At 28.3% G+C, this 13691-nt stretch carries 8 protein-coding genes; all 8 read right to left on the minus strand.

Features of this window, described 5'->3' with window-relative positions; translation table 11 throughout:
* Positions 1 to 12: 12 nt before the first annotated feature.
* The 8 genes from OCU47_RS15395 to OCU47_RS15430 all read right to left on the minus strand — a co-directional run bounded on the left by OCU47_RS15395 (position 13) and on the right by OCU47_RS15430 (position 13681).
* A complete protein-coding gene (locus OCU47_RS15395; RefSeq protein WP_261829493.1) occupies positions 13 to 645 on the minus strand; it encodes a sugar transferase in 633 nt (210 codons plus the stop codon).
* A gap of 99 nt (positions 646 to 744) precedes the next feature.
* Positions 745 to 1632, minus strand: coding sequence for a dTDP-4-dehydrorhamnose reductase (gene rfbD, locus OCU47_RS15400; RefSeq protein WP_261829494.1), 888 nt, complete (start codon positions 1630 to 1632; stop codon positions 745 to 747).
* Between the two features lie 248 nt (positions 1633 to 1880).
* Positions 1881 to 6887 carry a heparinase II/III domain-containing protein gene (locus OCU47_RS15405; RefSeq protein ID WP_261829495.1) on the minus strand — a complete coding sequence of 1669 codons (5007 nt, stop codon included), beginning with the start codon at positions 6885 to 6887 and terminating at the stop codon, positions 1881 to 1883.
* 243 nt (positions 6888 to 7130) lie between these two features.
* Positions 7131 to 8558: a lipopolysaccharide biosynthesis protein gene (locus OCU47_RS15410; RefSeq protein ID WP_261829496.1), complete on the minus strand. Its 1428-nt coding sequence runs from the start codon at positions 8556 to 8558 to the stop codon at positions 7131 to 7133.
* Between the two features lie 460 nt (positions 8559 to 9018).
* Positions 9019 to 10353: an O-antigen ligase family protein gene (locus OCU47_RS15415; RefSeq protein WP_261829497.1), complete on the minus strand. Its 1335-nt coding sequence runs from the start codon at positions 10351 to 10353 to the stop codon at positions 9019 to 9021.
* Between the two features lie 22 nt (positions 10354 to 10375).
* A complete protein-coding gene (locus tag OCU47_RS15420) occupies positions 10376 to 11554 on the minus strand; it encodes a glycosyltransferase (protein ID WP_261829498.1) in 1179 nt (392 codons plus the stop codon).
* A gap of 137 nt (positions 11555 to 11691) precedes the next feature.
* Positions 11692 to 12657, minus strand: a complete 966-nt coding sequence (locus tag OCU47_RS15425; protein WP_261829499.1) for a glycosyltransferase — start codon at positions 12655 to 12657, stop codon at positions 11692 to 11694.
* A 34-nt stretch (positions 12658 to 12691) separates the two neighbouring features.
* Positions 12692 to 13681: a glycosyltransferase family 2 protein gene (locus OCU47_RS15430; RefSeq protein WP_261829500.1), complete on the minus strand. Its 990-nt coding sequence runs from the start codon at positions 13679 to 13681 to the stop codon at positions 12692 to 12694.
* Between the last annotated feature and the right edge of the window lie 10 nt (positions 13682 to 13691).

Genomic DNA, 13691 nt, shown 5'->3' on the forward strand with positions numbered 1-13691 from the left:
TCCTCCTAAAATCTAGCTTGCATGTTCATCTCCAAATAAAACAAAAACAGTCTTGAAAATCAGTTTTAAATCTAGCCATAAACTTTGCTCTTTTACATATTTAACATCAAGCCTCATCCAATCTTCAAAGTCTATGTGATTTCTCCCACTAACTTGCCAAAAACAAGTAAGACCAGGCTTGACTTGTAAACGTTCCAACATCCAAGGCTCAAATTGTTCAACTTCCTGAGGTAAACTTGGTCTAGGTCCAACTAGACTCATATCCCCTTTCAATACATTAAATAATTGTGGAAGTTCATCTATAGAAGTTTTTCTTATAAAAACACCAATTCTTGTCATTCTAGGATCATTTTTAATCTTAAACATCGGTCCAGACATCTCGTTATGTTTTAATAATTGTTCTTTAATCTGTTCTGCATCTGGTCGCATAGATCTTATTTTGAACATTTTAAACCTTTTCCCATTAAGACCAATCCTTGTTTGTGCAAAAAAGACATTTCCGCCATCCTCTAGCTTTATAAGAATGGCTACCACAAGTATAGTAGGTACTGTAAACACAAGTCCGATTATAGAAAGTACTATGTCAACTATTCTTTTTATTCCTCTATTTAGTGCTTTCATATACTCACCTCTTTTTCTCAACACTGTAACTTAATAATTTATCATAAAAGTTCATACTTGATTCATTTTTTATTATAATTGCATAAATTTATTTTGTCTACGAAAAACTGTTATAATTTGTTATTAATATGTTCTATTTTGTCTTTTTATGAACTCTTTTAGCGCTTTTTGCCATTCTCTTACTTCATTTCCTACAGTAACTCTAAGCATCATATTGTCTAGAGATGAGTAAGTTGGCCTCTTAGTTGGGCTTGGAAATTCATCTGAAGTACATGGATTTACTATACACTCTATATTCCCATATTCTACAATCTTCGAAGCAAAATCATACCAACTGCATTCACCCTCTCCTGTACAATGATATATCCCATATTCATCAGTGAGTATTATTTTTAACAAATGATGAATTAAATCTTCAGCGTTAGTAGGATTCCCCTTTTGGTCATTTACTACTTTAAGCACTCCTCTTTCTTGCGCAGCCTTCATTATTGTGTATACAAAGTTCTTACCATTATATCCGTAAAGCCATGATGTTCTGACAATATAATATTTTGAACAAAACTCTCTTACAAATTCTTCTCCCGCAAGCTTAGTTTTTCCATAAACACTTTGAGGTGCTGGCAACTCATATTCTTTTAATGGAACATTTCCTTCCCCTGAAAAAACATAATCTGTGGAAATATGTAAAAGCTTAGCGCCTATACCTTCACATGCTATGGCTAAATTTCTAGCTCCTAATGCATTTATTTGATAAGCTAGTTGCTCATTGCTTTCACACCCATCCACATTAGTATATGCAGCTGGATTTATTACTACATCCGGTCTCTGAATTGATATAAACTCTTTTACCTTGTTTAGGTCTGATATATCTAACTCCTCTACATCAATCCCTAATACTTCAGCATTTTTAATTACTTCTGGTAATTCACCAATTTCAGAATATCCTTTATTTATGTCTTCTACTATCTGACTTCCTAACTGCCCTCTAGCTCCTGTAACAATAATTTTCATAGTTATATATCTCCTAAAATTAAGTTTATTTTATTTAGATTATTATACTATATACAAAAATAGTTTTTTAGATAATTTAATTACAATTTATTCAAGATTAAAATACTACAGATATTCTTCTTTTATTCTGTACCTAATAAAGAAATTTATTAGAATATTTTAAAATAGAGAAACAGAACATAAAAAATAATGCTCTATTTCTCTATTTTTCTATTCTGTTATATTATAAGTCACTCTGAAATTCTGCTCTACTGGACACTTAACTGAACATTATCCATCCATACTGTTCCTGTAGCATTATCATATAAATACTCAAAACCTAGGTAAGTACAATTTTTAGGTATATTTATCGTATACTCTATCAACTTCCATTCTTCAGTTCCTGATATATTTATTTTTGTGATTGTTTTACTGCCTATCTGATTCCAATTAAAATCTGCAATTGTTAATCTTAAATTTAAATCTCCAACTAAATCACTGCTCTTTACCCATTGACTTAATTTTAATGTCTTTCCTGCATATTTTACTACATTTACTTGTTGGCTCAATGTTCCTCTCGCTACAGTACTATTGGAATTAGAAATTTTAACTGAATTCTTTTTATCTTTAGAACTTGTAGAATCCACAGCTACATTTAAATTTCCTGTAGCATTCCAAACTATCCAATCTTTAAGATTATCTTCAAAGCTACCATTGCTTACAATAGGTTTCATTGAATTTACATCTCCCATCGGAGTCATTTGTATTTTGATTTTCCCACTCTTAACACTGGTAGTAACTACAAGTTTCTTCACTCCAACATTTTGATTTTGACCTGATGGATTAGGAGATGTAGATGAAGGTGTAGCATTTTTAACTTCAAACTTTCCACCACATCCACTTAAAAGTGTCATCTTTAAACTCTTACCATCTTGAACTAAAATTGCAGATTGTCCATCACTTGAAATAGTAATACTAGCATTGGTATGCATCTGCCAACTTACCTTTTCAAGCTTTTTAAGAACAAAATCATCTTCTATTACTACTTCTTTTCTGGCATTAATAAGTTGTATTTTTCTATTTACCTTAGCTGCTTTATTAGCATAAGCTGGTGTCATGTCTAGAACCACATATGGGTCTGTGCTATTCAACGCATTTGTAATTATACTAGATGTACTTCCTACCACTTGATCTGCGCCAGATGAATCACCTATAACTAAAGTATTATGACCCTCTGCTCTTTTTCTATAATAATTCCATCTTTCACCTATAGAATCATCGTTGAAATATCCTTGTAAGTTATAATTGTCTCTTCCTAAATCCACAGCCCATCTTACTCCTAAGGCATCATATACAAAATTACCTACATCTAAATCACTATGGTCAACTCCAGTAGTACCACCCTTAACTCCTATAAAATTAGCATAATCCTTATCAAAACTAGATCTCATAGTTACTACTTGATTTTCATCGAAATATTTATCTAATGCAGTATTATACCCTTGATTATATAACTGAGGATCATACCACAATAAATTGAAAATATTAATTGCATTCGCTCTTCCATCACATAGTTTTGCATATTGAGTAAGATTTGATTGATTCAACTTTTTAGCAATCCATAAATTAAAATAACTAGGTATAACACTTTCTAATGTATCTGCATAATTATAACTTCCATTAGTCCCAGTTATATTCATTGGGAACTCAGCTATACTTTTGAAATTTAAAATGGAACTAAATGAATTTTTCATATTAACTGCATTTTCTAAGCTTGAATCTGCATACATTAAATATTCAGTTGCATATTCCCAATAACCAGCACCCTCAAAAGTACTTCCATCCTTATAATAATTTTTCAAAGATGTTTGCATAGATTTTAATGCATTTTCAACAGTTCCAAGTGTAATGTCGCTGTTAGTTCCGTTAGCTATTGCTAAACTTGAAAAAATCATTCCCGAATTACATATAATACTCCAGTTACTTTCTGAACTGTCTAGCCACGTGTTTAAAGCATATTTCTTTAAAGCCTTATCCTTTATGGCATTTTCTATAATAGCTTTTTGAGAATCATTTAAATAACTATACAACCAATCATATCCTATAGCTGCAGCTACTGCCATACTTGAAGTATCTAAGAAATGCGCTTCATTCCAACTAGGATAGTTGCAAATGTTATTAATTTCTTTCCAAGCTCTATCTGCATATTTAACATCTCCAGTTACCTTATACATAAAACACAAGCCCTCTATATAATCTTTTGATGTAGTCACTAATCTCACACCATCAGGCTTACTATAACTTACAACTGGTGCACTTAAAATTGGATCAATCTTTTTCTTTAGTGATGCAAACCAACGTTTTGCATCATAATCTGTAGAAATCAATGTTTTTATATTATTAAATCTATCTTGATTTACTAATATTCTTGGATGCTGAGAATTCAATTTATTCTTTAAAGTTGAAGCTTTAGGCGCAACATATATAGTTCCGTTTATAGTACCTGTTTGATTATTATCTGTTGTAACCTTGACTTTTACATTATCATATCCAAAAAATCCATAGTTAGGTTGATATGAATACGAACCATTACTATTAATTGTAAACACTCCATTTGAAGAATTTGTATCTATTTGATATTTTGATGTTCCTGAATAGTTTACTGCTACTACACCATTAACTTTTTGATTTTCTGATGTACTTACTACAAACTCTTCTTTTGCTAAGTTTAAACTTTTAGCCGATATATTAACAGTAAATTGTGCTGCAGTAAAATTACCATGAGTATCTTGAATTTTTATGGCAAAAGAGTCTTTTCCCACAAAATCAGAACTTGCATAATATTTAAAACTTCCATCTTTACTTAAATCAACATAACCATTTTGGCTATCTGCAATCATACTATAAGTTAAATTTCTATCTGCTGAATTCACAGTAACTTTTCCACTTATGCACTGACCTGAAACTGCAGAAAGATTATTTATCTTATTCACATTTATAATGTTACTTCCTCCCACAATTACAGGTATCTCAAAGGTTAATCCTTCATATTGCTGAATTACCTTTACTTTAGTTGTCCCATTATTTATACCTGTAATTTTCCCTTGAGAATTAGCTGTTGCAATATAAGCATTATCTGATGATAAGTTTAAATTCTTATGAGTAGCGTAAGTTGGAGCGATATTAAAACTTATATTTTTACTTTCACCTTTTTGCAATTCAACTATAGGTAATACTGGTGTTATATTACTTATTGCTACATAAGGCTCAAGCCTCACATCATCAAGTAAGACTTTATCTGTAATATTTTTAATTTTATATTCTATCCCTAATGCCTTAATATTACTATTATTAGGTACTTTCACATTCTGAACATACTTGTTCCAAGCATTATTTGCTGATAGATTATAACTGAATTTTGAAGGTTGAGCAACATCAACATTTTTTGCATCACAATAATAGATGTTTACATATATATTATTAGCCTTTGCAGTTTTAATCCATTCAGATAACTTCAAATTTTTGCCCAATATATCACTTGTAATTGGAATGTATTGTGTTACTCTAGCTTCTTTATTGGCTACTGTTGATGAAACTTTTAGTGAACTACTGCCTTCAAACTTATCTAGCGTTTCCACTGAATATTGTACATCATTCCAAGTAGTCCATGCATTAACTACATTTTGAAGATTTGATTCAAATCCCCCATTTTGAATTATATTTTTATTACTTTCTGCTGTATTTTCAACTGCATTTAAGTCATCTAACCACATAGTTCCTTTGCAATTATCAAAAATATATTCTAACGTAATTGCTTTAAGATTACTATTGTTAGGTATAAATACGTTATACTGAACTTGTCTCCAATCTTGGTTTTTTGAAACCCCTAAAATATAAGTTTCTTTAGCACTTATTTCTGTTGTACCACTTCCATAATACCCTATTCTAACTTTAATTCCATCACCTGAAAGCTGGCTTGTTTTTATCCATTGCTGAACCTTTAAAACTTTACCATTAAGGTTGCTTGGAATATTAACTTTTTGAGAAATTATGCCTCTTGCATTTTGACCATTATTATTATAAATCTTAAGAGAATTGTATCCTGTCTTCTTCACTGTATTGTCTATTTGAGCACTAAGATTACTTTGTGCTTTCCAAACAGTAAAATAACTATAATCTTCTTCAAAGTTACCATTCTTTATCAAATTTGCTGTTTTTACTGTTGACGTAATAGCATATCCAATATCATCTATCCACACTTTTCCACAGCTGTAATTATAGATATATTCTATACTAACTTTTTGAATCTTAGAATTATTAGGTACATCTATAGAATATTTCTTTTGTTGCCAACTGCTATTATAAGGTATATACATATCCTTCATATCTGCTTCAGCTACACTCTGTGAATTTACATCCAAAAATTTTACTCTTATTTGAAGACCACCTGTAAACCCTGCACTTTGTACCCATTGACTTAACTGTAAAGTCTTTCCTAAAACACTTTTAGCAGCTATATTCTGAGAAACTATCCCCCTTGCAGTCTGCCCATTATTGCTATACAACTTAAGAGAACTATTTCCTGATCTTTTAACACTGCTATCTATATCAGCACTAAAATTCTGTTGCTCTTTCCAAACAGCGAAATAACTATAATCTTCTTCAAAACCACCATTTTTTATTATACTATTTGCATTTACTGTAGGCACAACACTATAGCTTACATCATCTAACCAGACAGATCCCTTACTATTGTTATAAATATATTCTACGCTAACCTTTTGAACAGCAACATTATTAGGTATGTTTATTAAATACTTCTTTTGCTGCCAATTACTATTAGCACTTATATACATTTCTTTAATGTCTGTTTCTGATACACTTTGATATTTGGCATCTAAAAATCTGATTCTTATCTGAAAACTGCCTGAAAACCCTGCACTTTGTACCCATTGACTTAATTGCAAAGTCTTTCCTAACATACCACTTACAGATATAATTTGAGATACTGAGCCTCTTGCAACACTAGAAGAATTGCTATACACTCTCAAAGATTTTCTGCCCGACTTATATTTCGCTGCATCTGCATCTACATTTAAGTTACTTGTCCCTTTCCAAACTGTCCAATTAGTAGTACCATATTCAAAACTGTTATTTTTAAATATAGTTGAATTGTCCAATGCAAATACTGATATTAATTGCAATGGCAATGCAATATTTGCAACTAATGCAAATGCAACTACAATAGCAACTAACCTCACACTTTTTTTGTTCATCCTTCCCCCTCCTCAATGTACATAACATAAATTACACACTTTTAATGTATAATTTAATTTTACATTATTTTTCGTAAAAATAATACTATTTCTTTTTGTTGTCCTGCTTTTTTTGTCTAAAATTGTTTATTTTTATTATGTCTTATTTATAATAAAATAAGGTTTCCATAATCATTCTTATAATTGTTATGATTATGGAAACCTTATGACAACAAATATCCTATTTGATGTAAGACATTCATTTTACTTTTTAATAATATTTTTAAATAGTTTATATTCTTTTGTTATAATCAACCCAATTAAATAAGTTATTGTACCTATTATAAATTTTGCTATGGCACTTAATAAAACATTGCTAATATAAACTCTTGACATTAATAAATATCCTATAACCATAATAATGCCTATTATAAATATATTTCTAAGTCCAAATAGAAAACTTCCAAAGTTTTTATGGAATACTTGTGTAATTAAAACATAAAAACATTGAATAAAATTCAATACAAAAGCCACTACTAGACCATATCCCAATATTTCTATATTCCTAGTTACAACTCCAGTTACTATTGCTGTTATTGTAAAACATGCTGATACAACTCCTGTGGAAAATAACTTATTAACATATCCTGTTGCTTGAAAAATCGATCCAATACTTGATAAAATCATCTGAATTATTATAGTCATTGATAGTATTCTAAAAATTGGTATAGATGCATCCCAATTACTGCCATACATTATCCGTATTATTTCTCTTGAGGAAAAGAAACAATAAGCAGAAACAAAAACACCTATATAAGCAAGAATTTTAACAACTTTTATATACGATTCATAGATAACTTCAATCTGATCTTGATATTCGGATAATACGGGATGTAACACTGGTGTTATAACATTAGTTAAATTTTGTACTGGATACAACATTAACTTATATGCCTTATCATAGTATCCTAATGTAGATGAGCCTAAAAACTTTCCGACTAATATATTATCTAAGTTTCTAGAAAAATAATTGATGAAATTAAATAAAAATTGATAACTTGAGTATTGTTTTATCTTTTTAATTGATTCGGGTGAATATCCTTTTTTTATTTTTATTCTAGAAAATTTAAAGGTTAAAATAAATATAAATAAACTTTTTAATATCGAATCCATTACCAATGAATAATATGACCATCCATTGAATGCAAGAGTAATGGTAATGATCCCAATAAATACATTAACTATTATATTTATTGATCCTGCCAACCTAAAGTTCTGCCTTTTATATATTAATGCATTAGGTACTATATTACATATAGAAAAGAAAACAGAAATTGATAACAAAAATCCAAGCTTTATATAAATTTTATTTTCGTAAAAATACGCAATAAAAAAGGAGAATAAAGCAAATCCAACTGCAATTACTATTGCTGCAACTACTGTAAATTTAAATATATCTGATATATCCTTTTTTTTTAATGATTTATTTTGTATTATAGCGGGTCCAACCCCCATATCCCCTAGCATATTGAAAAATGCTATAAACACTGTTATAACTGCTATTATTCCAAATTCTTGCGGCATTAATAATCTAGCCAATACTGAATTAATTATTAATTGTGCAAATACATTACTATATTTCGCCACAAAGGTTACAAGTATTCCTCTTTTCAATTTGGATTTATCATCCATAATTATCACCTCTATTATATATAACTCAATATCTTCTTCCACTATATACTGTTTAAAATTAGTACTGTTTGAAACTATTTTAAATCATATTAACTTTGAAACAGTCCCTTCCACTTAGTATGTTCATAACCAATTATTTTAATTTCATTATATCTACTTTCAATTGAAGTCATACTTTTTATAAATATATCTGATAATATTCCACTTACTATATTTATAGATTGTCCATTTAAATATGCTTCTACTTAAGTAATTCTGTACCTGTTATATATTGAGTAATTCCTAAAATTCCATTAATAGCTATATAACTAACAGCATTAGTTACTTTCTATAATCATATACTTTCAGTAAATGAAATAAAATTCAAACCAAAAATACATATGCATATACTAAGATTATTTCTAAAAACTTAACACCATTATGTACATATCCCAAACCTAAATAGCAACATTACATATTGTTATATTTTATGCTTCCTTTTATAAGAATCATGTTTTATCTTAGCTTTATACACAAATAAATACATCACTATAAAATACAAAATATTGTTTATAAAATAATCTTGATTTGGATTGAAATTACAGCAAACTAAGTTGGCCATAAAAATACCAATAACAAGTGATTTCTCCAATTTAGATTCACATGTTTTTAATGCCCCAAATAAAATAGATAAGTTAAAGCATAAGAACACAAAAGCGATTACCCATCCATTCTCTACAACAAGATTTACATATTGTGAATGTATGTCTATATCCCATTTTTTTATATAATAATAGTCAAAATATTGATATTGACCTGCTCCTATTCCGTACCAAAATGGATTATGTCGTATTATTTTATCGTAAACAACATAATATTGATTAAATCTTGAATCTTGTGTATTTCCTCTTTGTAGGAAAAGAACATTGTAAATACGGCTTCCAAAAAATAATCCCGCAACTACAGCTATGAATCCAATAGCACCTACTATTATCTTATATTTCTTGACCTGCTTAATAACCTCATCCCTAAAAATCACTAAGTAAGTAAGTATTACGATTAATATTGCAACATAACCTATTCTCGTTAATGTTAGTATTGAAAATATAGATGTAAAAATTAACGCGATAAAATGTTTTTTATCTTTAGTTCTTAATAAATTGAATAACACTATTGCAAATAGAATCATTCCAAAATTACCTGCTGCATTGTTAGTACCTACAAAACCAACTATTCTTTTTATATACGATCCCTCTTGTTTGTAGTAAATAGTTTCTGTAAATTCACCTATAAGCAGTTTTTTTCCAGTTATATATTGAGCAATCCCTAAAATTCCATTTACAATTGCTATATAGCTAAAAAAATCAGTTATTTTTCTATAATCATATCCCTTTAAAAACTTAAATGCGATTGAAATCAAAATTGCACAAATGTATACTACTATTATATTGAAAAATTTAACACCATTTCTTATATAACCCAACCCTAAAGACGCTAAATTACAAATTAATATAAATAGTATAAAATAATCATCTAAGCGAAACTTAAAATCATTCAAATTAGTTTTAATATTGTTAATATTAATGTTGGTTAAAATCACTATTAACAATACTACTACAATTAATGGTACATAAAGTTCTTGCTTTAGTTTCATAAGATGTGTAGTATAATTCATACTAATACCTAAATTAGCACATGTAATCACTAAAAGAGCTATTATATTCTTTTCTTTTCTGTGCTTGCCGGCATAAAACTTATTAAGAATAAGAAATATAAAGAATATAGCACTCATTATAAATAAAACTTTTATTTTCATAGCTTTCTCCTATAATATTTAATTAAAATAACTCATTAATTATTTTATTCCAATTATTTTTTATGTTTTCTATGCTAAACTCTTCAGACTTTGCACTTGATTTTAGCCCCATTTCTCTTCTTAATTCATAGTTATTAGCTATGCTAAGCATAGCATTAGCATAAAAACTCACGTCATATTTTTCTACTATTAATCCTTGTTGACCATCAGTTATTAATGGTTTCACAGCTGTAATATCATAAGCAATTGTAGGTACCCCCATCTCCAAAGCTTCTAATACAATCATTGGCATTCCCTCCCATCTTGAAGATAAAAGTAATGCAGAAGAATTAAGAAAATACTTTTTTATATTTTTAGTAAATGGCTCTATTTTTATTCTGTCATTTAAGTTATACTTCATTATCAAATTGTTTATGGTATCTTTTTCTTTTCCCTCACCAACTATGGTTAGGTTCCATTCGCTATTCTTTGTTGAAAAAATTTGAAAAGCCTCTATAAGCAAATCAAAACCTTTTTGATATTCAAATCTTCCTGCTGCAAAAAAGTTATTAGATTTAACATCAGATTTAATATCACTATCAAAACTTCTTGGATTGCTTATAACATGACAATCAATATTATTATTTTTCTTAAACATTTCTTTATCATATTCATTTAATACTATATACTTATCTAACTTTGGTATATATTTATTAAATATTTCATCTTGATGCCAATAATATCTAAACGGATTTTTTAGATATGCATCATAAGAATTATGTTGCCATCCTATAGTTTTTGCCTTTAGTTTATCAGAAATCACGCCAAGTAATATACTGTATACTCCTTCAACACCTACAACAATATCAAACTCTCTTGAATTAATATAATCAATAAACCTATTTTGAATCTGTTTAGGATAATAGAAGTTTACTGTCAATGATACCATATCTTTTTTATTAAGTAAATTTGTTTTATTATTTATTTCCCTACCTATCCTACCTATGAGTCTCGTAAAAGACTTTTTTGAGAGCAGAGTTGTTTTAATTTCAACTTTTACTCTCTTATCTAAATTATAAATTGCTCGATCTACGGGAAATTCATCTGACAGACATACTATACTTACATCATGTTCTTCACTTAATTTGCTAGCTATTACTGACGCTACTCTCTGAACGCCACCCAGATTAAAAACAGTACTTGTTATAAAACAAATTTTCATATCATTATTCCCCTATTTATTTTAATTAGGTTTTATACCGAATTTTTTTTACTTCATTTATATATTTATAATCATAAAAAATGTAGATATTGTCAATAAAATATCTACCATACACTCCCATCACTACATTTATGATTTCAAAAAGCCTTATGTAATAATCTTAATTTAAAAAGTATCAATTTTATTTTTGCTCTTTTATTTGTTTTTATTTTAAAAATTATATTCCATAATTTCAAAGCTTTTATTTCACATTTCTTATATATCTCTTCATTACACTTTCTACCCAAGTTAACATAATCATGAATTTGAGAAGTTTGTGAATCTGCAATAAAACTATAGAATTTACTTTCAGCTACTTCTATATTATTTTCAACTATATAATTAATTATTGTTTTTACTGCAACATTAAAATCTTCTATTTGTTTTATATTTTTTCTATGCAAATTTGAATTTTGCCTCTGCCTATAAAAATATAATGGTTCATTTATAAAAACAATTTTATTAGCAACACTTACCTGTTCAAAAACTGGAGCCCAGTCTTGTATAAGCCGACCTTCTGCAAAATGCATTTTATATTTCATTACGTTCTCAGTAATGAATAGCTTATTCCACAAGTATCCCTTAACTTCCAAATCTAACATCCTATTCATAACTTCATAACTACAATATTGTTTTTGTTCTTCTACATCATGCACAAATTGTCTATTACTATCATTGTTCTCATAATCATATACCTTTTCATATCCACACATCACAATATCAGCCGATGCTCTTTCAGCTCTGTCATACATTTTTTGAAACATATCTTCTCGTATATAATCATCTGGATCTAAAAATAAAGTATATTTACCTTTTATAAAAGGTATTGCAGTATTTCTAGCTACTGATACCCCTGCATTTTCTTGCTTAATGTAGATAGTTTTATCTTTATACAGATCTACGTATTTTTTTATTATTCCTTCGGAGTTATCTGTAGACCCATCATTAACTATTATTATATTAAAGTCTTCAAAAGTTTGCTTATATATAGATGCCAACATCTCATCTAAATACTTTTCAACATTATATACTGGTACAATTACACTAATTGCCAAACTACTCATATTATTCAACCCTTCAACTTCTTTATTTTAGATTCTATTTAAGCTTATATCTTAATTTCTTTAGTATTGGTAATAACCTAATTTTCCACAACAAATAATTTATCTTATATCTACCATCTGCATATTTATTGCATATAACTTCCCTGAATGTATATTTAGGAACATTATAATATACTTCGCTATAATCCTGATAAATATCTACTGTCTTAAATTTTTTGTATCTAATATATAAGTCAAAACTTGTACTTGAATATAATATATTGAAACAGCTTAATAATTCCTCATTAAAATTTTCTTCATTTTTATATTCTCTATTTACTTTTTCTATTGCAATATTAAAATCTTGTACATGTTTTAATGTACACCCACTTGTTATATTATTTTTTCGTTGTCTATATAAGTATAGTGGTTCTTTTATTACTTCCATAGTTTTTACTTTCGTTAATATGCTAAACATAGGATAAATATCTTCATAATATTTTCCTTCTTCATATCTTATTCCATCAAATAGATATCTTTTGTATATTTTATTCCAAGCAAACCCCTTAACATTATAGGTAAAAAAACTTTCTAAAGTATTTTTTGTATGGTAAACAAAATCTGCTTTCAAATCATTTTCTATAGTTTTTCTTATATTTGTATCTTCAAAAAATAACTCAACATCACATATAACTAAATCTAAATCTTTTTTTTTCGCTAAATTAAGCATAGCAGAAAACATATTTTCTTTTATAAAATCATCACTATCAACAAATCCAATGTATTTGCCATTTGCATGCTTAAGCCCTGTATTCCTAGCTGCACCTAACCCTTTATTTTCTTGATTTATTAACTTAATACAACTATATTTGCTAGTATATTCTTCACAAATTTTTTGTGTTGTATCTGTTGATCCATCATTTACAAGAATTATTTCATAATTTTCTATTGATTGTCTAAGCACACTATCTAAGCACTGTCTTATGTAAATTTCCACATTATATGCAGGTATTATTATACTCAAATCCAAATCTTCACATAACATAATTCTTCAT

This window comes from Clostridium sp. TW13, assembly GCF_024345225.1.
Classification (GTDB): domain Bacteria; phylum Bacillota; class Clostridia; order Clostridiales; family Clostridiaceae; genus Inconstantimicrobium; species Inconstantimicrobium mannanitabidum.

What these genes read in the sequence shown, in the direction of transcription:
- rfbD (WP_261829494.1), bottom strand. Translation starts at nt 1,632, where the DNA reads ATGAAAATTATTGTTACAGGAGCTAGAGGGCAGTTAGGAAGTCAGATA.
- OCU47_RS15405 (WP_261829495.1), bottom strand. Translation starts at nt 6,887, where the DNA reads ATGAACAAAAAAAGTGTGAGGTTAGTTGCTATTGTAGTTGCATTTGCA.
- OCU47_RS15410 (WP_261829496.1), bottom strand. Translation starts at nt 8,558, where the DNA reads ATGGATGATAAATCCAAATTGAAAAGAGGAATACTTGTAACCTTTGTG.
- OCU47_RS15415 (WP_261829497.1), bottom strand. Translation starts at nt 10,353, where the DNA reads ATGAAAATAAAAGTTTTATTTATAATGAGTGCTATATTCTTTATATTT.
- OCU47_RS15420 (WP_261829498.1), bottom strand. Translation starts at nt 11,554, where the DNA reads ATGAAAATTTGTTTTATAACAAGTACTGTTTTTAATCTGGGTGGCGTT.
- OCU47_RS15425 (WP_261829499.1), bottom strand. Translation starts at nt 12,657, where the DNA reads ATGAGTAGTTTGGCAATTAGTGTAATTGTACCAGTATATAATGTTGAA.
- OCU47_RS15430 (WP_261829500.1), bottom strand. Translation starts at nt 13,681, where the DNA reads ATGTTATGTGAAGATTTGGATTTGAGTATAATAATACCTGCATATAAT.